This window comes from Roseateles sp. FW301-B2, from assembly GCF_058788955.1.
Genome location: NZ_JBYTBE010000012.1, coordinates 1 through 20,650, shown reverse-complemented (window position 1 = coordinate 20,650; position 20,650 = coordinate 1). Strand labels below are relative to the sequence as shown.

At 67.6% G+C, this 20,650-nt stretch carries 17 protein-coding genes and 1 pseudogene; 6 read left to right on the top strand and 12 right to left on the bottom strand.

Annotation, left to right across the window (positions count from 1 at the left end; all coding sequences use genetic code 11):
• Nucleotides 1-5: 5 nt before the first annotated feature.
• The 6 genes from leuD to AC3WQY_RS10275 form a co-directional block, all read right to left on the bottom strand.
• Nucleotides 6-656: a 3-isopropylmalate dehydratase small subunit gene (gene leuD / locus AC3WQY_RS10300; RefSeq protein WP_492708061.1), complete on the bottom strand. Its 651-nt coding sequence runs from the start codon at nucleotides 654-656 to the stop codon at nucleotides 6-8.
• Nucleotides 656-2,068, bottom strand: a complete 1,413-nt coding sequence (gene leuC, locus AC3WQY_RS10295) for a 3-isopropylmalate dehydratase large subunit (RefSeq protein ID WP_492708059.1) — start codon at nucleotides 2,066-2,068, stop codon at nucleotides 656-658. Before leuC ends, leuD begins: the two co-directional genes overlap by 1 nt.
• Before the next feature lies 1 nt (nucleotide 2,069).
• Nucleotides 2,070-2,981 carry a LysR family transcriptional regulator gene (locus tag AC3WQY_RS10290; protein WP_492708057.1) on the bottom strand — a complete coding sequence of 304 codons (912 nt, stop codon included), beginning with the start codon at nucleotides 2,979-2,981 and terminating at the stop codon, nucleotides 2,070-2,072.
• Nucleotides 2,982-3,000: 19 nt separating this feature from the next.
• Nucleotides 3,001-3,978 carry a Bug family tripartite tricarboxylate transporter substrate binding protein gene (locus AC3WQY_RS10285; RefSeq protein ID WP_492708055.1) on the bottom strand — a complete coding sequence of 326 codons (978 nt, stop codon included), beginning with the start codon at nucleotides 3,976-3,978 and terminating at the stop codon, nucleotides 3,001-3,003.
• Between the two features lie 75 nt (nucleotides 3,979-4,053).
• Nucleotides 4,054-5,703, bottom strand: a complete 1,650-nt coding sequence (locus AC3WQY_RS10280; protein WP_492708053.1) for an NAD(P)/FAD-dependent oxidoreductase — start codon at nucleotides 5,701-5,703, stop codon at nucleotides 4,054-4,056.
• A gap of 108 nt (nucleotides 5,704-5,811) precedes the next feature.
• Nucleotides 5,812-5,979: a hypothetical protein gene (locus AC3WQY_RS10275; RefSeq protein ID WP_285232006.1), complete on the bottom strand. Its 168-nt coding sequence runs from the start codon at nucleotides 5,977-5,979 to the stop codon at nucleotides 5,812-5,814.
• Nucleotides 5,980-6,105: 126 nt separating this feature from the next.
• Here AC3WQY_RS10275 and AC3WQY_RS10270 point away from each other — a divergent pair, with 126 nt between their 5' ends.
• Genes AC3WQY_RS10270 through AC3WQY_RS10255 form a run of 4 tightly spaced genes read left to right on the top strand, consistent with a single transcriptional unit; the run spans nucleotide 6,106 to nucleotide 9,597 of the window.
• Entirely contained in the window at nucleotides 6,106-7,263 is a 1,158-nt protein-coding gene (locus AC3WQY_RS10270; RefSeq protein ID WP_492708051.1) for an ABC transporter permease, read from the top strand.
• Nucleotides 7,263-8,021, top strand: coding sequence for an ABC transporter ATP-binding protein (locus AC3WQY_RS10265; RefSeq protein ID WP_492708049.1), 759 nt, complete (start codon nucleotides 7,263-7,265; stop codon nucleotides 8,019-8,021). Before AC3WQY_RS10270 ends, AC3WQY_RS10265 begins: the two co-directional genes overlap by 1 nt.
• Nucleotides 8,018-9,025, top strand: a complete 1,008-nt coding sequence (locus AC3WQY_RS10260) for an MlaD family protein (protein ID WP_492708047.1) — start codon at nucleotides 8,018-8,020, stop codon at nucleotides 9,023-9,025. Before AC3WQY_RS10265 ends, AC3WQY_RS10260 begins: the two co-directional genes overlap by 4 nt.
• The gene (locus tag AC3WQY_RS10255) at nucleotides 9,025-9,597 is read left to right on the top strand and encodes a PqiC family protein (RefSeq protein WP_492708045.1); all 573 of its coding nucleotides are present in this window, start codon (nucleotides 9,025-9,027) and stop codon (nucleotides 9,595-9,597) included. The genes AC3WQY_RS10260 and AC3WQY_RS10255 overlap by 1 nt, the downstream gene beginning before the upstream one ends.
• Before the next feature lies 1 nt (nucleotide 9,598).
• Here AC3WQY_RS10255 and AC3WQY_RS10250 read toward each other — a convergent pair whose 3' ends face one another.
• Genes AC3WQY_RS10250 through scpA form a run of 6 tightly spaced genes read right to left on the bottom strand, consistent with a single transcriptional unit; the run spans nucleotide 9,599 to nucleotide 17,320 of the window.
• On the bottom strand, nucleotides 9,599-10,069 hold the full coding sequence (locus AC3WQY_RS10250; RefSeq protein WP_492708043.1) for a VOC family protein: 471 nt from the start codon (nucleotides 10,067-10,069) through the stop codon (nucleotides 9,599-9,601).
• Nucleotides 10,069-12,144, bottom strand: coding sequence for an acetyl-CoA carboxylase biotin carboxylase subunit (locus tag AC3WQY_RS10245; protein ID WP_492708041.1), 2,076 nt, complete (start codon nucleotides 12,142-12,144; stop codon nucleotides 10,069-10,071). The genes AC3WQY_RS10250 and AC3WQY_RS10245 overlap by 1 nt, the downstream gene beginning before the upstream one ends.
• A gap of 20 nt (nucleotides 12,145-12,164) precedes the next feature.
• Nucleotides 12,165-13,697 carry an acyl-CoA carboxylase subunit beta gene (locus AC3WQY_RS10240; protein ID WP_285231999.1) on the bottom strand — a complete coding sequence of 511 codons (1,533 nt, stop codon included), beginning with the start codon at nucleotides 13,695-13,697 and terminating at the stop codon, nucleotides 12,165-12,167.
• Complete coding sequence (gene meaB, locus AC3WQY_RS10235) at nucleotides 13,690-14,712, bottom strand: methylmalonyl Co-A mutase-associated GTPase MeaB (RefSeq protein ID WP_492708039.1); 1,023 nt, start codon at nucleotides 14,710-14,712, stop codon at nucleotides 13,690-13,692. Before meaB ends, AC3WQY_RS10240 begins: the two co-directional genes overlap by 8 nt.
• Nucleotides 14,709-15,137, bottom strand: coding sequence for a GNAT family N-acetyltransferase (locus AC3WQY_RS10230; RefSeq protein WP_492708037.1), 429 nt, complete (start codon nucleotides 15,135-15,137; stop codon nucleotides 14,709-14,711). Before AC3WQY_RS10230 ends, meaB begins: the two co-directional genes overlap by 4 nt.
• Nucleotides 15,137-17,320, bottom strand: a complete 2,184-nt coding sequence (gene scpA, locus AC3WQY_RS10225; protein ID WP_492708035.1) for a methylmalonyl-CoA mutase — start codon at nucleotides 17,318-17,320, stop codon at nucleotides 15,137-15,139. The genes AC3WQY_RS10230 and scpA overlap by 1 nt, the downstream gene beginning before the upstream one ends.
• 83 nt (nucleotides 17,321-17,403) lie before the next feature.
• Here scpA and AC3WQY_RS10220 point away from each other — a divergent pair, with 83 nt between their 5' ends.
• On the top strand, nucleotides 17,404-18,069 hold the full coding sequence (locus AC3WQY_RS10220) for a GntR family transcriptional regulator (RefSeq protein ID WP_492708033.1): 666 nt from the start codon (nucleotides 17,404-17,406) through the stop codon (nucleotides 18,067-18,069).
• Nucleotides 18,070-18,584: 515 nt separating this feature from the next.
• Nucleotides 18,585-20,650 (top strand): annotated as a pseudogene (locus AC3WQY_RS10215) (heme utilization protein); the annotation flags it as partial.

Sequence of the window (20,650 nt, the reverse complement as noted above, 5' to 3'; positions counted from 1 at the left end):
TTGATTCATCCGATCAAACGGTTGTTCAGCCAGGGCTTGGTGGCGATGCGCTCGGCCTCATAGGCCTTGATCTTGTCGGCATGGCGCAGGGTCAGGCCGATGTCGTCGAAGCCGTTCAGCAGGCAGAACTTGCGGAAGGCCTGCACCTCGAAGGGTAGCTCGCTGCCATCCGGCTTCAACACCACCTGGCGCTCCAGATCCACGCTCAGCTGGTAGCCCGGGAAGGCCGCCACCTCGTCGAACAGCCGCGCCACCTGGGCCTCGGGCAGCACGATGGGCAACACGCCGTTCTTGAAGCAGTTGTTGAAGAAGATGTCGGCAAAGCTGGGCGCGATCAGCGCGCGGAAGCCGTATTGCTCCAGCGCCCAGGGCGCATGCTCGCGGCTGGAGCCGCAGCCGAAGTTGCTGCGCGCGATCAGGATCGAGGCGCCTGCATAGCGCGCCTGGTTCAGCACGAAGTCCGGGTTGGGCTTGCGCGTGGCCGGGTCCTGGCCGGGCTCGCCATGGTCCAGATAGCGCCATTCGTCGAACAGATTGGGGCCGAAGCCGCTGCGCTTGATCGACTTGAGGAACTGTTTGGGGATGATGGCATCGGTGTCGACGTTGTCGCGATCCATCGGGGCCACCAGGCCCTTGTGCACGGTGAACTTTTCCATCATGAAATCCTGCGAACGTCAACGAAATGGCCCTGCATCGCCGCAGCCGCGGCCATCGCCGGGCTGACCAGATGGGTGCGCCCGCCAGCGCCCTGGCGGCCCTCGAAATTGCGGTTGCTGGTGGAAGCGCAGCGCTCGCCGGGCTCCAGGCGATCGGCATTCATCGCCAGGCACATCGAGCAACCGGGCTCGCGCCACTCGAAGCCGGCCGCCTTGAAGACCTGGTCCAGCCCTTCGGCCTCGGCCTGCGCCTTCACCAGCCCCGAGCCGGGCACCACCAGCGCCAGCTTCACGTTGCTGGCGATCTTGCCGCCCAGACGCCTGACCACCGCGGCGGCCTCGCGCATGTCCTCGATGCGGCTGTTGGTGCACGAACCGATGAAGACCTTGTCGATGCGGATGTCGTTGATGGCCTTGTTGGGCTCCAGGGCCATGTACTGCAGCGCGCGCTCGATGGCGCCGCGCTTGACGGCGTCCTTCTCCTTGTCGGGATCCGGAACGCGGTCCTCGATGGAGAGCACCATCTCGGGCGATGTGCCCCAGGTGACCTGCGGGCGGATCTGCGCCGCGTCGAGCTCCACCACGGCGTCGAACTTGGCGCCGGCATCGGAGTGCAGGCCACGCCAGTAGGCCACGGCCTGTTCCCACTCCACGCCGCTGGGGCTGAAGGGCCGGCCCTTGCAGTAGTTGATGGTGGTCTCGTCGACTGCGATCAGGCCGGCGCGCGCGCCCGCCTCGATGGCCATATTGCAGACCGTCATGCGGCCTTCCATGCTGAGCGCGCGAATGGCCGAGCCGGCAAATTCAATGGTGTAGCCGGTGCCGCCCGCCGTGCCGATCTTGCCGATGATGGCCAGCACGATGTCCTTGGCGCCCACGCCGGGCATGACCTGACCCTCGACGCGGATCAGCATGTTCTTGGCCTTCTTGGCCAGCAGCGTCTGCGTGGCCAGCACATGCTCCACCTCGGAGGTGCCGATGCCATGCGCCAGCGCGCCGAAGGCACCATGGGTGGAGGTGTGGCTGTCGCCGCAGACCACCGTCATGCCGGGCAGGGTGGCGCCCTGCTCCGGGCCGATCACATGCACGATGCCCTGGCGCTTGTCGTTCATCTTGAACTGGGTCAGGCCATGGCGGTCGCAGTTCTTGTCCAGGGTGTCGACCTGCAGCTTGGAGATGGGGTCGGCAATGCCCTGGCTGCGGTCGGTGGTGGGCACGTTGTGGTCGCTCACCGCCAGATTGGCCGAGAGGCGCCAGACCTTGCGGCCGGCCAGATCCAGGCCTTCGAAGGCCTGCGGGCTGGTGACCTCGTGCACCAGATGGCGGTCGATATAGAGCACGGCCGTGCCGTCGTCTTCGGTATGCACGACATGCTCATCCCAGAGCTTGTCGTAAAGGGTACGTGCGGTCATCTCAGTCATCCTTCACAGGCAATGAATCCTTGGCGGGTGGCGGGCACAACTGGTCCACAAAGCGCTGCACCACCATGGGCAGGCGCTCCTGGCGCGCCACCGCCAGCACATAGTCGCGCTGCGCCCAGTCCTCGTCCAGGCGCAGGGCTTTCAAGTCGAACACGCGGGCAAAGCGCTCGGCCGGCCCGCCCGGCAGCACGGCCACGCCCAGCCCGGCTTCCACCAGCTGGGCAATCGCGTCGAAGCCGCGCACCTGCAGGCGCGCATTCAGCGTGCGGCCGCGCGCCACTGCCTGCTCGATCATCATGTCCTGGGCCGCAGCGCCGGCGTGCAGGCCGATCAGGTCGTAGTCCAGCAGGTCGTCGAAGCTGACCGCGCTGCGCTTGGCCAGCGCATGCCCCTTGGGCACCAGCACGGCCAGGCGGCCCTGGCGGTAGGTCCAGGTCTGCAGGCGGTTGTCCAGCAGCGGCGCGGTGAACACACCGACATCGGCGCGCCCTTCGGCCACCGCGGCCTGCACCTCGGCGCTGGTGAGGTCTTCCAGGCTGATGCGGATCTGGGGGTGCGCTTGCGAGAAGGCCACCAGGTCGGGCGGCAGGCATTCGGCGATCGAGCCGGCATTGGCGGCGATGCGCAGATGGCCCTTGATGCCGCGCGCAAACTCCACCACCTCGCTCTCCAGCGCATGCAGGGAGGCATGCAGGGCGCGGATATGGCGCACCAGGGCGCGGCAGGCCTCGGTGGGCTCGACGCCGCGGGCGCGGCGCTCGAACAGCTGCACGCCCAGGCGCGACTCCAGGTCCGAAAGCCGCTTGCTGGCCGCCGCCAGCGCCAGGTGTTCGCGCTCGGCGCCGCGCGTGATGGAGCGCGTCTGCTCGATCGCGAGCACCAGATTGAGGGTGGTGAGGTCCATGCGCATCGCTTTTGCTACCTCATTCCGGCTGCAGGCCCGCGGCCTGCACCGCCTTGGCCCATTTGAGCGTTTCCTTGGCGGCGAACAGGCCCAGCTCGGCCGGCGTGCTGGGCGTCAGCTCGAAGCCGGCGAGGGTCAGGCGTTGCCTGACGCCGGCATCGGCCAGCGCCGCCCTCACCCATTTGTTCATCTGCGCCAGCACCGGCTCGGGCGTGCCGGCCGGCGCATAGATGGCAAACCAGGCCGTCATCTCGAAACCGGGCACGGCCTGCGCCAGCGGCGGCACCGCGGGCAGCATGGCGTGGGGCCTGGCCGAGGTCACTGCCAGCGCGCGCAGTTTGCCGGCCTTGACCTGCGGCACCGCCGAGGCCAGGTCCGCAAACACCAGCTGGATGGTGCCGCCGATGGTGTCGGTCATGGCCGGCTGCACGCCCTTGTAGGGCACATGGGTCAGGGGCAGCTTGTTGGTGCTGACCAGGGCATGGCCGGGAATCAGGCTGCCGCTGGAGCCCGAGCCCCAGGCCAGCTGGTTGGGATGGGCCCTGGCGTGGCCGACAAAGCCGGCCAGCGAGTCGGCCGGCACGGCGGGGTTCACCAGCATCACGAAGGGGATCTCCGCCAGCCGCGAGACCGGCGCGAAATCCTTGATCGGGTCATAGGGCAGCTTGCGGTACAGCGAGGCGTTCGCCGCATGCGTGGTGCTGGTGGCGATGAAGAAGCTGTAGCCATCGGGCGCGGCCTTGGCGGCCGCGGCACCGCCCAAGAGGCCGTTCGCCCCCGGCTTGTTCTCGATCACGATGGCCTGACCGGCCTGGCGGGCGATGTGCTCGGCCAGCACGCGCGCCAGCTGATCGGTGGCGCTGCCGGCAGGAAACGCCACCAGCCAGTTGATGCTGCGTTGCGGATAAGCGGCCGCTTGCGCCAGCCCCACCAGCAGCAGCCCGGCCGCGACGAGAAGGCGCGCGGCAAGACGGGCTGAGTGAACGGAGCGGAGCATGGGACTGCAATTTAGCCTTCGCCGAAGGCCGGCAACTACCTAAGCCGCCAAACAACCCTTCGCCGTTTGCGAAGTTTACAGGCCCAGCATGTCCTTGGCCACCGCCTCGGCCACCTCGATGCCGTCCACGCCGGCCGACATGATGCCGCCCGCATAGCCGGCCCCCTCGCCGGCCGGGAACAGGCCGGCCACGTTCAGGCTCTGGTAGTTCTTGCCGCGCGTGATGCGCAGCGGCGAGGAGGTGCGGGTCTCGACCCCGGTGAGCACCGCATCGGCCATGGAGAAGCCGCGGATCTGGCGCTCGAAGGCCGGCAAGGCCTCGCGGATCGCCTCCAGCGCGTACTCGGGCAGGCTGCCACGGCCCTTCTGCTGCAGGTCGGTGAGCGTGACGCCGGGCTTGTAGCTGGGCATGACGTTGCCGAACTCGCGGCTGCGCTGGCGCTTGATGAAATCACCCACCAGGGCGCCCGGGGCCTTGTAGCCGCCCTCGCCCAGCTCATAGGCGCGCGACTCCCAGATGCGCTGGAAGGCCATGCCGTCGAGCGGGCTCACCGGGCCCTCGGTCCTGCCGTCCTGCCGGTAATCCTGGGGCGAGATGCCCACCACGATGCCGGCGTTGGCGTTGCGCTCGTTGCGCGAATACTGGCTCATGCCATTGGTGACCACGCGCTCGGGCTCGGAGGTGGCGGCCACCACCGTGCCGCCGGGGCACATGCAGAAGCTGTAGACCGAGCGGCCATTGCTGGCATGGTGCACCAGCTTGTAGTCGGCCGCGCCCAGGATGGGGTTGCCGGCGTTGGGGCCGAAGCGCGCCGCGTCGATGATGCTCTGCGGATGCTCGATGCGGTAGCCGATCGAGAAGGGCTTGGCCTCCATGTGGACGCCGCGCTCGTGCAGCATCTGGAAGGTGTCGCGCGCGCTGTGGCCCAGCGCCAGCACCACCTGATTGGTGGCGATCTGCTCGCCCGATGCGAGCGTGACACCCCGCACATGGCCCTGTTCGATCAGCAGGTCGGTGACCTTCTGCTCGAAGCGGATCTCGCCGCCCAGGGCCTCGATCTCGGCACGCATCTTGATCACCATGCTGACCAGGCGGAAGGTGCCGATGTGCGGCTTGCTGACGAACAGGATCTCCTCGGGCGCACCGGCCTTGACGAACTCGTTCAGCACCTTGCGCGTCAGATGGCGCGGGTCGGAGATCTGGCTCCAGAGCTTGCCGTCCGAGAAGGTGCCGGCGCCGCCCTCGCCGAACTGCACATTCGATTCGGGGTTCAGCTCGCCCTGGCGCCACAGGCCCCAGGTGTCCTTGGTGCGCTCGCGCACCTGCTTGCCGCGCTCCAGCACGATGGGGCGCAGGCCCATCTGGGCCAGGATCAGGGCGGCGAAGATGCCGCAGGGGCCGAAGCCGATCACCACCGGGCGCGGGCGCGCGTCGGCATAGAAGTCCGCCGGCAGCCGGCCGACGAACTTGTAGTCCATGTCCGGCGTGGTCTTCACATGCGCATCGCCGGCGAAACGGGCCAGCAGCGCGGCCTCATCCGCCACCTCGCAATCCACGGTGTAGATCAGCACCATGGCGCTCTTCTTGCGCGCGTCGTAGCTGCGCTTGAAGACCGTGAAACTCTTCAGCTGCCCATCCTTGAGCCCCAGGCGCGCCAGCACGGCGGGGCGCAGCGCGTCCTCGGCATGGTTGAGCGGCAGGCGGAGTTCGGTGAGTCGCAGCATGGCAGAAGGTTAAGGTAAAAAGACACAGGCCCCGCGCAAGGCTGGGGCCTGTTGATCGGATCTGCAGCGCCATCGGCGGGCCAGCGGACCGCCGGGGCGCTCTTGGCTTCAGCCGCCCTTGTGGGGACGCTTGCCGGGGTTCTTCTTGCTGCGGGTGTGCGAGCCGCGCTCGAGGCTGATCTTCTGGCCGCGGCCGGTGGTCAGGGTCACGCCAGCGGTGGCGGCGGGACGGGGGGAAGCACGGCGCATGGCCTCGGTGACGATCTTGTTGCCCATTGATGGCTCCGGTACGAGAAATGAATGCGGGATTTTAGTGCATGAACCAATCGAATCTTCAGAGGCGCGCGCCGCGGCCCTGTTAACCTGCGCCCAGCGAACCTGGCGGGCTGCATCGGAGAGGCCTTGAACGAGTTGTCTGAATTGCCGTCGACCACTGCATTTGAGACGGGCCCGGTGCCCGCGCAGGCGCAATGGGACAGCGATGCCCAGGGTCAGATCTTGCGCCTGGCGGGCGATTGGCGCGGCCGGGCAAGCCTGCCCGCCCCGCCCCAACTTGCTGATACAACCGCCGGCAGCCACTGGCGCATCGACGGCAGCGCCATCAGCCATTTCGACAGCCAGCTGGCCGCCGCGCTCTGGGCCCTGGGCAAGCACAGCGGCAGGCCGCTGGACACCAGCCAGCTGCCGGCCGGCCTGCGCGGCATCCTGGCGCTGGCCGCCAGCAGCCCGGGCGGCGGCGGCAGCGCCGCCCCGCGCAGCCGCCGCTCGCGCTGGCTTACCCAGATCGGCCTGAATTGGCTGGCGCGCCTGACCCGCACCAAGACCACGCTGGGCTTCGTCGGCGAGGTGCTGCAGGCGCTGCTCCGGACGCTGCGCGGTGGCAGTGCGATGCGTGGCGAGGACCTGGCGCTGCAGTTGCACGCCACCGGCCCCGCCAGCCTGCCGATCGTCTCGCTGGTGAGCTTTCTGGTCGGTCTCATCATTGCCTATATGGGCGCGGCCCAGCTGCAGCGCCTGGGCGCCGAGGCCTTCATGGCCGATCTGGTGACGATCGGCGTGGTGCGCGAGATCGCCGCGCTGATGACCGGCATCATTCTCTCGGGCCGCGTGGGCGCGGCCTTTGCCGCCCAACTCGGCAGCATGCAGGCCAACGAGGAGGTGGACGCGCTGCGCGCCATGGGGCTGAACCCGGTCGAGCATCTGGTGCTGCCGCGCGTGCTGGCGATGGCCCTGATGGCGCCGCTGCTGACCACCTATGCGGCCGTCGTCGGCATGGGCGCCGGCCTGCTGGTGGCCGTGGGCATCTACCAGGTCGAGATGCTGGACTATCTCTACCGCAGCTCGCAGGCCCTGACCCTGGCCCATGCCGGCATCGGCCTGCTCAAGGGCACGGTGTACGCCATCCTGGTGGCGCTGGCGGGCTGCCGCCAGGGCCTCAACGCCTGCCGCAGCGCCCAGGCGGTGGGCGACGCCACCACCGCGGCGGTGGTGCAGGCCATCGTCTGGATCGTGGTGGCGGCCTCGGCGCTGACCATCATGTTCCAGCGCCTGGGGTGGTGATGGCAGCACCTGCCCAAGCCCTGCTGCGCGCCGAGGGCCTGAGCCTGGCCGTGGCCGGCCGGTTGATTCAGAGAGAGCTCAACTTCGATGTGCGGCGCGGCGAGATCCTGGTGCTGATGGGCGGCAGCGGCTGCGGCAAGAGCACCCTGATGCGCCATCTGATCGGCCTGCAGACGCCCGCCGCGGGCCGCGTGCTCTATGGCGACATCGACCTGGCCGAAGCCGACGAGGAGCAGCTCGCCGGCCTGCGCCGCCAGTTCGGCGTGATGTTCCAGGCCGGCGCGCTGTGGAGCTCGATGACGGTGGGCGAGAACGTGATGCTGCCGCTGCGCGAGTTCACCGAGCTGGACGACGAGGCCGCCGAGCAGCTGGCGCGCTTCAAGCTGGCCCTGGTCGGGCTGGACGGCGCCTTCGACGAGTCGCCCGCGGCGCTCAGCGGCGGCATGAAGAAGCGCGCGGCGATCGCGCGCGCCATGGCCCTGGACCCGCCCCTGCTGTTCCTGGACGAGCCCTCGGCGGGCCTGGACCCCCTCACCTCGGCACGCCTGGACGAGCTGATCCTGAACTTGCGCGATCATCTGGGCACCAGCATCGTGCTGGTCACGCATGAGCTGGACAGCATTTTCGCGGTGGCCGACCGCGCCCTGTTTCTCGATGCCAAGGACAAGACCATGATCGCGCTGGACGCACCGCGCCAATTGCTGGAAACCGGACCCGACACGGTGCGCGCCTTCCTGCGCCGGAAAGAGCGGCCATGAGAAAGCGCCATGGCCACCCGGCCCTGCTGGGCCTGTTCATCGTCAGCGCGCTGATCGTGCTGTTCGTCGCCGTGTTCGTGATCGCCGGCGGCAAGCTGCTGGGCGGCAAGCAGAAAGTGGTGATGTATTTCAACGGCTCCATCTATGGCCTGCAGGTGGGTGCGCCGGTGGTGTTCCGCGGCGTGCGGCTGGGCAGCGTCAGCTCCATCGGCGTGGCCTACGACCGCGCCCACAACGAGGTCTCCATTCCCGTGGTGGCCGAGCTCGAGCGCGACATGCTGGGCAACCTCACCGGCGACCACCAGCCCGGCACCGTGGTGGCCTCGATGAACGCCCTGGTCGCGCGCGGCCTGCGCGCCCAGCTGGCGATGCAGAGCCTGCTCACCGGCCAGCTCTATGTGGACCTGGACTTCCGCCCCGGCAAGCCGCTCGCCGCCAGCGGCGAGGAAGAGCGCGCCGAGATCGAGATCCCCACCGTCACCACGCCGCTACAGGACCTGAAGAACCAGGTCGACGGCCTCGATATAAAGCGCCTGGTGGGTGACCTCTCGGCCATCGCCAGCTCGGGCCGCCGCCTGCTGGAAGGGCCCGAGCTGAGCCACGCGGTGAAGGACATCGAGGCGGTGGCGACGAATCTGCGCCGGCTCACCGAGCAACTCGACCGCCGCTTCGGCCCGCTGGCCGACGCCACCCTCGGCACGCTGGAGGCCACCAAGCAGGCGATGGAGCGCATGAACAAGGCCGCCGTCTCGGTGGACGATACCGCCGAGCGCGTCGGCAAGACCTTCAACCCGGACGGCCCGATGGTGAAGGACTTGCAGCGCAGCGCCCAGGAGCTGACGCGCGCCGCCGCCGCGCTGGCCGACGCCGCGCAGGACGACGCGCCGCTGAACCAGAACCTGCAGCGCGCGCTGAAAGATGTCTCGCAGGCCGCACGCGCGCTGCGCGAGCTGGCCGACACCCTGGACCAACAGCCCGAATCCGTCTTGAAGGGGCGTCGATAATGAACAAGCCTTGGATTCTTGCGGGCCTGCTGCTGACCCTGCTCGGCGGCTGCAGCAGCTCGCCGCCGATCCAGCTCTACCAGCTGCGCGCCGATGCGCCGGGCGAAGCGGCGAGCGGCGTCGCCAGCGCGGTCTGGGCGCTGGGCCCCATGCAGACGCCCGAGTACCTGGACCGCGACGCCATCGTGCGGCCCAGCGGCCGGGCCAGCCTGCAGCACAACCCCTCGCAGCGCTGGGCCGAGCCCTTGCGCGACGCGCTGCCGCGCCTGCTGGCGCAAGACCTGGCACGCCTGCGCGGCGCGGCGCAGGTCTGGCGCATGCCGGTGCCGCCGGGCGTGCAGGTGGACCGGCAGCTGCGCGTGGACGTGCAGCGCCTGGACGCCAGCACCGATGGCCGCAGCGTGGTGCTGCAGGCGCGCTGGACCCTGGTGGACCCGAGCGGCAAGAGCAGGCCCGCGGTGAGCGAGCGGCGCTTCGAGGTGGACGCCGGCGATGGCAGCATGGACGCGCTGGTGAGCGCGCATCGCAGCGCGCTGTGGCAGCTGGCGCAGGCGATCGCCGCCGCGCCCTGAATCAGCCCAGCGCCGCCACCACCTCGGGCGGCGCCTGCACCAGCTCGATCAACACGCCCTCCCCGCCGATCGGGAACTCGTCGTTGCTCTTGGGGTGGATGAAGCAGATGTCGTAGCCGGCCGCGCCCTTGCGGATGCCGCCAGGGGCAAAGCGCACGCCGTTGGCGGCCATCCACGCCACCGCCTTGGGCAAGTCGTCCACCCACAGGCCCACATGATTGAGTGGCGTGGTGTGCACGGCCGGCTTCTTCTCGGGGTCCAGCGGCTGCATCAGGTCCACCTCGACCTTGTGCGGGCCGCTGCCGATGGCGCAGATGTCCTCGTCGACGTTCTCGCGCTCGGACACGAAGTTGCCGGTGACCGTGAGGCCCAGCACCTCCACCCACAGCTTGCGCAAGGCCAGCTTGTCGGGGCCGCCGATGGCGATCTGCTGGATGCCGAGGATCTTGTAGGGCTTGGCTGCGCTGCTCATCACTCGAACCTCAGGATGGCTTGGTCGACCGACAGGCTCTCGCCCGTCTTGGCCAGCACCTCGGCGATCTTCACGTCCTGCGTGGCCAGCAGGATGTTCTCCATCTTCATCGCCTCGATCACCGCCAGGCGTTCGCCGGCCTGCACGATCTGGCCCGGCTGGGCAGCGATCTGCACCAGCAGGCCCGGCATCGGCGAGAGCAGGAACTTGCTGGTGTCGGGCGGCGCCTTGTAAGGCATCAGCTCGTGCAGGGCCGCGGCGCGCGGGCTCAGCAGCATCACCTCGATGGCCGTGCCGTTGTGGGTGAGCTTGTAGGCCAGCGGGTTCTTGGCCGCGCCACGCTCGGCCTGGGCCACAAAGGGCTGGCCGTTCACCGTGCCGGTCAGGCGGATGTCGTTCAGGCGCGAGCGGCATTCGATGCGGTAGGTCTTCGCGCCGATCTGCACGCTGGCGCGGCCGGCCTGGCCGGCGAACTCCGAGACATGCAGCTCGTGCCACTGGTACTCGCCGGCCCCCTCGTTCACGACCGCGACGTAGTCGCTCTCCACCTGCAGCTCATGGCCCGCCAGCTGGCCGCTGATGCCGGCCGCGCGTTCGCGCGTCTTGCGGCGGATGAAGGCGCCCAGGGCCACTAGGAAGAGCGGATCGTCATGTGGCACATCCTCGGCGCGGAAGCCGCCGGCGTAATGCTGGGCAATGAAGCCGGTGTTGAAATTGCCGCTGACGAAGTCCGGGTGCGCCAGCAGCGCGGCCTGGAAGGGGATGTTGCTGGAGATGCCGCGGATCACGAAGCCGTTGAGCGCCTCGCGCATCTTGGCAATCGCATCGTTGCGATCCTTGCCGTGCACGATCAGCTTGGCGATCATCGAGTCGTAGAACATCGGGATCTCGCCGCCCTCGTAGACGCCGGTATCCACGCGCACGCCACCGAACTCGCCGTTCTCGTAGGCGGCACCCTGCAGGGTCTCGCGGCCCTGCTCCAAGAGGCCTTCAGGCGGCTGGTACTTCACCAGCCGGCCGGTCGAGGGCAGGAAGTTGCGGAACGGATCCTCGGCGTTGATGCGGCACTCGATGGCCCAGCCCTCGCGCTTGATCTCCGCCTGCTTGAACGGCAGCGGCAGGCCGGCGGCCACGCGGATCATCTGCTCCACCAGGTCCACGCCGGTGATGCACTCGGTGACCGGGTGCTCCACCTGCAGGCGGGTGTTCATCTCCAGAAAGTAGAAGCTCTGGTCCTTGCCGACCACGAACTCCACCGTGCCGGCGCTCTGGTACTTCACCGCCTTGGCCAGGGCCACGGCCTGCTCGCCCATGGCCTTGCGCGTCGCCTCGCTGATGAAGGGCGACGGCGCCTCCTCGATGACCTTCTGGTGGCGGCGCTGGATCGAGCATTCGCGCTCGTGCAGATAGACCACATTGCCCTGGCTGTCGCCCAGCACCTGGATCTCGATATGGCGCGGTTCCTCGACGAACTTCTCCATGAAGACGCGGTCGTCGCCAAAGCTGTTGCGCGCCTCGTTGCGGCAGGAGGTGAAGCCCTCGAAGCATTCCTTGTCGTTGAAGGCCACGCGCAGGCCCTTGCCACCGCCGCCGGCGCTGGCCTTGATCATCACCGGATAGCCGATGCCCTGAGCGATCTTCACCGCCTCCTCGGCCGCCAGGATGGGCTCGTTGTGGCCTGGGATGGTGTTGACCTTGGCCTCGTTGGCGAGCTTCTTGGAGGCGATCTTGTCGCCCATCGCCGCGATCGAGTAATGCTTGGGGCCGATGAAGGCGATGCCCTCTTCCTCGACGCGGCGCGCGAATTCCTCGTTCTCGCTCAGGAAGCCATAGCCCGGGTGGATGGCCTGGGCGCCGGTCTGCTTGGCGGCGGCGATGATCTTGTCGGCCACCAGATAGGACTCGCGCGAGGGCGCCGGGCCCAACAGCACGGCCTCGTCGGCCAGCTCGACATGGCGGGCGTCCTTGTCGGCCTCGGAATACACGGCCACCGTCTTGATGCCCAGCTTCTGGGCCGTCTTGATGACGCGGCAGGCGATCTCGCCACGGTTGGCAATCAGAATCTTCGTGAACATGTTCTTGTCTCCTGCTTGCCTCAGAGGGGGATGTTGCCGTGCTTGCGCCACGGGTTCTCGAGCTTCTTGTCCTTCAGCATCGCCAGGCTGCGGCTGATGCGCCGCCTGGTCTCATGCGGCTGGATCACGTCGTCGATGAAGCCGCGCGCGCCGGCCACGAAGGGGTTGGCGAAGCGGGCCTTGTACTCGGCCTCCTTGGCCGCCAGCTTCGCCGGATCGCCCTTGTCCTCGCGGAAGATGATCTCCACCGCGCCCTTGGCGCCCATCACCGCGATCTCGGCGTTCGGCCAGGCGAAGTTGACGTCGCCGCGCAGGTGCTTGGAGGCCATCACGTCATAGGCGCCGCCATAGGCCTTGCGGGTGATCACGGTGACCTTGGGCACGGTGCACTCGGCATAGGCGTAGAGCAGCTTGGCACCATGCTTGATGATGCCGCCGTACTCCTGGCTGGTGCCGGGCATGAAGCCGGGCACATCGACGAAGGTGATCACCGGGATGTTGAAGGCATCGCAGAAGCGCACGAAGCGCGCCGCCTTGATGGAGCTCTTGATGTCCAGGCAGCCGGCCAGCACCAGGGGCTGATTCGCCACGATGCCCACCGTCTGGCCCTCCATGCGCGCCATGCCGATGATGATGTTCTTGGCGTAGTCGGGCTGCAGCTCGAAGAAGTCGCCATCGTCGACCGTCTTGAGGATCAGCTCCTTCATGTCGTAGGGCTTGTTGGCGTTGTCGGGCACCAGGGTGTCCAGCGACATGTCGACGCGGTTGCCCGGATCGCCGCTGGGGCGCGTGGGCGCCTTCTCGCGGTTGTTGAGCGGCAGGTAGTTGAAGAAGCGCCGCAGCATCAGGATGGCTTCGACGTCGTTGTCGAAGGACAGGTCGGCCACGCCGCTCTTGCTGGTGTGCGTGCCGGCGCCGCCCAGTTCCTCGGCGGTCACCTCCTCATGCGTCACCGTCTTCACCACCTCGGGGCCGGTGACGAACATATAGGAGGAGTCCTTCACCATGAAGATGAAGTCGGTCATGGCCGGCGAATAGACCGCGCCACCGGCGCAGGGGCCCATGATCATGCTGATCTGCGGGATCACGCCCGAGGCCATCACATTGCGCTGGAACACATCGGCATAGCCGCCCAGCGACGCCACGCCCTCCTGGATGCGCGCGCCGCCCGAATCGTTCAGGCCGATCACCGGCGCACCGACCTTCATGGCCTGGTCCATCACCTTGCAGATCTTCTCGGCATGGGCTTCGCTCAGGGCGCCGCCGAAGACGGTGAAGTCCTGGCTGAAGGCAAAGGCCAGGCGGCCGTTGATGAGGCCGTAGCCCGTCACCACGCCGTCGCCCGGGATCTTGTTGTCGGCCATGCCGAAGTCCACGCAGCGGTGCTCGACGAACATGTCCCATTCCTCGAAGCTGCCCTCGTCGAACAGCAGTTCCAGCCGTTCGCGCGCGGTCAGCTTGCCCTTGGCATGCTGGGCGGCAATGCGCTTCTCGCCACCGCCCAGGCGCGCCTTGGCACGCTTTTCTTCAAGCATTTGTTGGATGTCATGCATGGTCTTGGTCTCCACGGAAGAAGGTCGCCAGCAGCTCGCGGGCTGCGGTCGAGGGCGCGAGGCGGCCGGTCAGCACGCGCTCGGTCGTTTCGTTCAGCGCGGCCCGCACGGCCGGCGCCTCGGAAAATTCATGTTTCAGGCCCGCCTGGATGCGCTCCCACATCCAGGCCAGGGCCTGCTGCTGGCGCTTGGCGGCAAAGCGGCCATTGGCCTGCTGCAGGGTCTTGAACTGCATCACCAGGTCCCAGAAGCGGTCCAGCCCCGCGGCCTTGAGGGCGCTCAGCTGCATCACCTGGGCATGCCATTGCTGCGCATCGTGCGCCACATGGTCGGGGCGGTGGTGCAGGCCCAGGAGGCGCAGCGACGAGGCGATCTGCGCCTCGGCGCGCGTGGCGGCGGCGGCGTCGATGTCGGCCTTGTTGATCACCACCAGGTCGGCCAGCTCCATCACGCCCTTCTTGATGGCCTGCAGGTCGTCGCCGGCATTGGGCAGCTGCAGCAGCACATACATGTCGGTCATGCCGGCCACTGCGGTCTCGCTCTGGCCCACGCCGACGGTCTCGACGATCACGATGTCATAGCCGGCCGCCTCGCACACCAGCATGGCCTCGCGCGTCTTCTCGGCCACGCCGCCTAGCGTGCCGCTGCTGGGGCTCGGGCGGATGTAGGCGCGCTCGTCCATGGAAAGATGCTCCATGCGGGTCTTGTCGCCCAGGATCGAACCGCCCGAGACGCTGCTGGAGGGGTCCACCGCCAGCACCGCCACGCGGTGGCCGCGCGCGATCAGCATCAGGCCCAGGGCCTCGATGAAGGTGCTCTTGCCCACGCCCGGCACGCCCGAGATGCCCAGGCGCAGCGATTTGCCGCTGTACGGCAGCAGCCCGGTCAGCAGCGCATCGGCCTGGGCGCGGTGGTCGGCACGGGTGGACTCCAGCAGGGTGATGGCCTTGGCCATGGCCCGGCGCTGCATGGCGCCCGGCTCGCCCAGGATGGAGGCGCCCAGATTCCTCATCATCGCGGCGCGCTCCAGCGGTAGTCGATGTCGAAATCGCTCTCGCCGGTGACGACGAAACCGTGGCGCAGGTAGAAGCGGTTGGCGTCGCTGAGCTTGAGTGCCGAGAGGGTCACGTCTTGCCCATGTGCCTTCACCCAGTCCAGCGCCCAGGCGCCCACGCCCTGCCCTTGCGCGCCGGGCTGGATATAGAGGTGCTCCAGGCGCAGCGCGGCGCCGTCCGGCCTGAGGGTCAGAAAACCAATGCGCTGGCCATCGCGCTCGATATGCCGCATCGCCGCCGGCTCGAACTGGCTGGCCAGGCGCTCACGCGCACGCTGCGGGTCGAAGCGGCCCAGGCGCTCCAGGCTGGGCTGCAGCGCCGCGATGCGCAGCGCGAGCATGGACTCGAAGTCCTCGGCCTGCACGGGAGTCAGCGCCAGTGGCATCAGGCCGCCACGGCTTGGCGAATCTGCTCCAGCACATCCTTGGCGCTGGCCGGGATCGGCGTGCCGGGGCCGTAGATGCCCTTCACGCCGGCCTCATAGAGCTGTTCATAGTCCTGCGCCGGGATCACGCCCCCCACGAACACGATGATGTCGTCGGCGCCCTGCTTCTTGAGCTCGGCGATGATGGCCGGCACCAGGGTCTTGTGGCCGGCGGCGAGCGTGGAGACACCCACCGCGTGCACATCGTTCTCGATCGCCTGGCGGGCGCATTCCTCGGGGGTCTGGAACAGCGGGCCCATGTCGACGTCGAAGCCCAGATCGGCATAGGCGGTGGCCACCACCTTGGCGCCGCGGTCATGGCCGTCCTGGCCCAGCTTGGCGATCATCACGCGCGGGCGGCGCCCCTGATCGTCGGCGAAGGCCTTGATCTCCTCCTGCAGCTTGGCCCAGCCCTCGGCCGAGTCGTAGGCCGCGGCATAGACGCCGGTGACCTTCTGCGTGTCGGCGCGGTGGCGGCCGTAGACGGCTTCCAGCGCGTCGGACACCTCACCGACGGTGGCGCGCAGGCGGATCGCCTGGATGGACAGATCGAGCAGATTGCCCTGGCCAGTCTTGGCGGCTTCGGTGAGTGCTGTGAGCGCAGCCTGCACCGCCACGCCATCGCGCTTGGCCTTGATGGCGTTCAGGCGCGCGATCTGGCCGTCGCGCACACGCACGTTGTCCACATCCAGGATCTCGATCGGATCCTGCTTTGATAACTTGTACTTGTTGACGCCCACGATCACGTCCTTGCCCGAATCGATGCGCGCCTGCTTCTCGGCCGCACTGGCCTCGATCTTGAGCTTGGCCCAGCCGCTGTCCACCGCGCGGGTCATGCCGCCCATGGCCTCGACCTCCTCGATGATGGCCCAGGCCTTGTCGGCCATGTCCTGGGTCAGCGATTCCATCATGTAGCTGCCGGCCCAGGGGTCGATCACATTGGTGATGTGGGTTTCTTCCTGGATGATCAGCTGGGTGTTGCGGGCGATGCGGGCGCTGAACTCGGTGGGCAATGCAATCGCCTCGTCCAGCGAGTTGGTGTGCAGCGACTGCGTGCCGCCGAACACCGCGGCCATCGCCTCGATGGTGGTGCGCACCACATTGTTGTAGGGGTCCTGCTCGGTCAGGCTCCAGCCCGAGGTCTGGCTGTGCGTGCGCAGCATCAGGCTCTTGGGGTTCTTGGCGTTAAAGCCCTTCATGATCCGGCACCACAGCAGGCGCGCGGCGCGCATCTTGGCGATCTCCAGATAGAAGTTCATGCCCACCGCCCAGAAGAAGGACAGGCGGCCGGCGAAGTCGTCCACGTCCATGCCCTTGGCGATGGCGGTCTTCACATACTCCTTGCCGTCGGCCAGCGTGAAGGCCAGCTCCAGCGCCTGGTTAGCGCCGGCTTCCTGCATGTGATAGCCCGAGATCGAGATCGAGTTGAACTTGGGCATCTTCGCTGCCGTGTACTCGATGATGTCGCCGATGATCTTCATCGACGGCTCGGGCGGGTAGATATAGGTGTTGCGGACCATGAACTCCTTGAGGATGTCGTTCTGGATGGTGCCGCTCAACTTGTCCTGCGCAACGCCCTGCTCCTCGGCCGCCACCACATAGCCGGCCAGCACCGGCAGCACCGCGCCGTTCATGGTCATCGAAACCGAGACCTTGTCGAGCGGGATGCCGTCGAACAGGATCTTCATGTCCTCCACCGAATCGATCGCCACGCCGGCCTTGCCGACGTCGCCGGTCACGCGCGGGTGGTCGCTGTCGTAACCGCGGTGGGTGGCGAGATCAAAGGCCACCGACACACCCTGGCCGCCGGCGGCCAGCGCCTTGCGATAGAAGGTATTGCTCTCCTCGGCGGTGGAAAAGCCGGCGTACTGGCGGATCGTCCAGGGGCGCACCGCATACATGGTGGCCTGCGGGCCGCGCAGAAAGGGCTCGAAGCCGGGCAAGGTGTCGGCATGCGGCAGGTTCGCCGTGTCGGCTGCGGTATAGAGCGGCTTGACGGTCAGGCCCTCGGGCGTGTGCCAGTTCAGGGCCGCCACATCGCCACCCGGGGCCGACTTGGCGGCCGCCTTGTGCCATTGCTCCAGGCTGGCGGGCGTGAACTCGGTGGATGCGTTGGCGGACGGGGACTTGCTTGCTTCAGACATGTTCGACTCCTGCGGACCCGGCATCATACCGTTCCCGTTATTCATAATTATGAATGCAAAATTTGACTACACTCTGACGCGTCATGCCCGCCACCTCCTCCGCCCAGCCTTCTGCCAGTCTGGCCCCTCGTGCCCTCTACCAGGAGGTGGCCGAGCGCCTGCGCCAGCAGATCTACGGCCGCGAACTGGAGCCCGGCGCCTGGATCGACGAGCTCAAGCTCTGCAAGGAGATGGGCATCAGCCGCACCCCCATGCGCGAGGCACTCAAGGTCCTGGCGGTGGAAGGCCTGGTCACGATGAAGGTGCGCCGGGGCGCTTATGTCACCGAACTGTCGGAACGCGACGTCCGCGAAGCCTACCAACTGCTGGCCCTGCTGGAAAGCGATGCCGCCGGCGAAGTGGCGCGCAAGGCCGACGCCCGGCAACTGGCGGAATTGCAGCACCTGCACGAGCAGCTGGAAGCACGGCTCGCCGAGCGCGACCAGTTCTTCGCCGCCAACGAGGAATTCCATCGCAAGCTGCTGGAGATCGACGACAACCGCCTGCGTCAGCACCTGGTCAGCGATCTGCGCCGCATCATCAAGCTGAACCGCCACCACTCGCTGTTCAAGGCCGGGCGCCTGCTGGACTCGCTGCAGGAGCATCGCGAGCTGATGGCGGCACTCGCCGCGCGCTCGCCCGCCAGGGCCACCGAGCTGATGCGGCTGCACTTCCAGAACGGTCTGGCCGCCGCCCAGATTCCGGCCTGAGCCTCGCCAGCCTGCGGCGGAACTTGAGGGCCCAACCCTCCGATATCGGCAGGCCGGCGTGAAATCTGAACGATTTTTTGGCCCAACGGCGCAATTAGTGCGCCGAAACAGGGCCTTATGCCGGCTTCCCTGCCCGGCCCCGGCCCTAGCATCACTGCACCCAAACCTTTAATCAGGCTAAGTCCGGCAGTCCGTGTGGCCCGGCCTCCCCAACCGGGGGGCCGCCGCCAGAGTGAAACCTAAAGTAAATCCGCTGGGGCCCGAAAACCGAGTGAAGCGCCTGGATCGATGCCAGGCGTCCGAGTCCGTTTTTTTGCCCAGGCATCGCAAGACTGCCCCGACCTTTGTGAGTTCCATGGTGTTCAGTTCTGTCACTCCAGCAAACCAGACCCAGGCCAGCAGCCAGGCCCGACGGCTTGTTTTGCCCATGCGCATGACACCAGCGCGACGAATCCGACAGCCCGCGGCCCTGGTGGCCGAGCTGAACACCGACACAACCTCCAGGTGAGACCATCATGAGCACGTTTATCAATCTTCTGTCCACCAAGCAGATCGCGGAACTCACCACGGCGGCAATTCGGGACCTCACCACGGAAGACTGGGCTGCCTTCCGGACCGACCAGATCGTGGCGCTCACCACCGCGCAGGCGGCGGCTATCTCCACCCTGGGCATCTCGGTGCTCAACAGCACGCAGCTGAAGGCCTTCGAGACCGCCGACTTCGCGGCGCTGAGCTCGAACAGCTTCCGCACCCTCTCCTCCGACCAGATCGGCGCCCTGAACTCGAGCCAGGTCGGTGCGCTGACGACGGCCCAGGTCGTCAACCTGACCTCGGACCAGCTGCCTGGCCTGAGCACCGCCGACATCGTCGCGCTGGCGTCCAACCAGATCGGCGTGCTGACCTCGGCACAGATCGCGCTGTTCTCCACCGCCCAGGTGGCCGCCATCGAGACCGCTGACCTGAAGGGTTTGAGCACCGCGGCGCTGCGCAACCTCAGTAGCGACCAGCTCGACGCCCTGAGCAACGGCCAGCTGCAGGCCCTGACCTCGGCCCAGGTCGCCGCGCTCACCACCGCCCAGGTGCAAGGCCTGAACACGGGTGACCTGAACGCCTTCACCAGCGACCAGTTCGCCAAGTTCACCACCGCCCAGGTCGCCGCGATGAGCAGCGACCAGATCAGCCATCTGACGACGGATGACCTGAATGCCTTCGGTACGGCCCAGTTCGCCGCCCTGAACTCCAGCCAGGTAGCGGCCCTGACCTCGGTGCAGCTGCCCAAGCTGGAATCGGCCGATCTGCGTGCCATCAGCACGGCCGCCTTCAAGGCGCTCAGCTCCGACCAGATCGCCGACCTGAGCAGCGACCAGATCGGCTCACTCACCACCGGCCAGATCAATGCGCTGACCACCGACCAGCTGCCCGGCCTGTCGTCCGCCGACATCGTGGCCCTGAGCTCGGCTCAGGTGGCCTCGCTGACGGCCGCCCAGATCGTCAACCTCTCGACCGCGCATATCGCCGCCATCGAGACCGCCGACCTGAAGGCGCTGAGCACTGCCGCCCTTCGTGCGCTGACGAGCGACCAGCTCGACGCCCTCACCAACGGCCAGCTGCAGGCCCTGACCTCGGCGCAAGTCGCCGCGCTCACCACCGCCCAGGTGCAAGGCCTCAACACCGGTGACCTGAACGCCTTCACCAGCGACCAGTTCGCCAAGTTCACCTCGGCGCAAGTCGCCGCGATGAGCAGCGATCAGATCTCGCACCTCACCACCGAAGACCTGAACGCGCTGGGCACGGCCCAGTTCGCCGCACTGAATTCCGACCAGGTCGCTTCGCTGACCTCGGTGCAGCTGCCCAAGCTGGAATCGGCCGATCTGCGCGCCATCAGCACGGCCGCTTTCAGGGCGCTCAGCTCCGACCAGATTGCCGACCTGAGCAGCGACCAGATCGGCTCGCTCACGACCGGCCAAATCAGCGCCCTGACCAGCGACCAGATGCCTGGCCTGGCCACGGCCGACATCGTGGCCCTCAGCTCCGCCCAGGTGGCCGCCCTCAGTGCCGCCCAGGTGGTGAGCCTGTCCACCGCCCATATCGCGGCCATCGAGACCGCTGACCTGAAGGCCCTGAGCACCTCGGCCCTGCGTGCGCTGACGAGCGACCAGCTCGACGCCCTCACCAACGGCCAGCTGCAGGCCCTGACCTCGGCGCAAGTCGCCGCGCTGACCACCGCCCAGGTGCAAGGCCTCAACACCGGCGACCTGAACGCCTTCACCAGCGACCAGTTCGCCAAGTTCACCTCGGCCCAAGTCGCCGCGATGAGCAGCGACCAGATCGGCCACCTGACCACCGAGGACCTGAACGCCTTCGGTACGGCCCAGTTCGCGGCGCTGAACTCCGACCAGGTCGCCTCGCTGACCTCGGTGCAACTGCCCAAGCTGGAATCGGCCGACCTGCGTGCCATCAGCACGGCGGCCTTCAAGGGCCTGAGTTCCGACCAGATCGCGGATCTGACCAGCGACCAGATCGGCCAGCTGACCTCGGGCCAGATCAATGCGCTGAGCACCGACCAGTTGCCCGGCCTGAG

Excerpts from the sequence above, each read along its gene's own strand:
- leuD (WP_492708061.1), bottom strand. The coding sequence starts at position 656 with ATGGAAAAGTTCACCGTGCACAAGGGCCTGGTGGCCCCGATGGATCGC.
- leuC (WP_492708059.1), bottom strand. The coding sequence starts at position 2,068 with ATGACCGCACGTACCCTTTACGACAAGCTCTGGGATGAGCATGTCGTG.
- AC3WQY_RS10290 (WP_492708057.1), bottom strand. The coding sequence starts at position 2,981 with ATGGACCTCACCACCCTCAATCTGGTGCTCGCGATCGAGCAGACGCGC.
- AC3WQY_RS10285 (WP_492708055.1), bottom strand. The coding sequence starts at position 3,978 with ATGCTCCGCTCCGTTCACTCAGCCCGTCTTGCCGCGCGCCTTCTCGTC.
- AC3WQY_RS10280 (WP_492708053.1), bottom strand. The coding sequence starts at position 5,703 with ATGCTGCGACTCACCGAACTCCGCCTGCCGCTCAACCATGCCGAGGAC.
- AC3WQY_RS10275 (WP_285232006.1), bottom strand. The coding sequence starts at position 5,979 with ATGGGCAACAAGATCGTCACCGAGGCCATGCGCCGTGCTTCCCCCCGT.
- AC3WQY_RS10265 (WP_492708049.1), top strand. The coding sequence starts at position 7,263 with ATGGCAGCACCTGCCCAAGCCCTGCTGCGCGCCGAGGGCCTGAGCCTG.
- AC3WQY_RS10260 (WP_492708047.1), top strand. The coding sequence starts at position 8,018 with ATGAGAAAGCGCCATGGCCACCCGGCCCTGCTGGGCCTGTTCATCGTC.
- AC3WQY_RS10255 (WP_492708045.1), top strand. The coding sequence starts at position 9,025 with ATGAACAAGCCTTGGATTCTTGCGGGCCTGCTGCTGACCCTGCTCGGC.
- AC3WQY_RS10250 (WP_492708043.1), bottom strand. The coding sequence starts at position 10,069 with ATGAGCAGCGCAGCCAAGCCCTACAAGATCCTCGGCATCCAGCAGATC.
- AC3WQY_RS10245 (WP_492708041.1), bottom strand. The coding sequence starts at position 12,144 with ATGTTCACGAAGATTCTGATTGCCAACCGTGGCGAGATCGCCTGCCGC.
- AC3WQY_RS10240 (WP_285231999.1), bottom strand. The coding sequence starts at position 13,697 with ATGCATGACATCCAACAAATGCTTGAAGAAAAGCGTGCCAAGGCGCGC.
- meaB (WP_492708039.1), bottom strand. The coding sequence starts at position 14,712 with ATGATGAGGAATCTGGGCGCCTCCATCCTGGGCGAGCCGGGCGCCATG.
- AC3WQY_RS10230 (WP_492708037.1), bottom strand. The coding sequence starts at position 15,137 with ATGCCACTGGCGCTGACTCCCGTGCAGGCCGAGGACTTCGAGTCCATG.
- scpA (WP_492708035.1), bottom strand. The coding sequence starts at position 17,320 with ATGTCTGAAGCAAGCAAGTCCCCGTCCGCCAACGCATCCACCGAGTTC.
- AC3WQY_RS10220 (WP_492708033.1), top strand. The coding sequence starts at position 17,404 with ATGCCCGCCACCTCCTCCGCCCAGCCTTCTGCCAGTCTGGCCCCTCGT.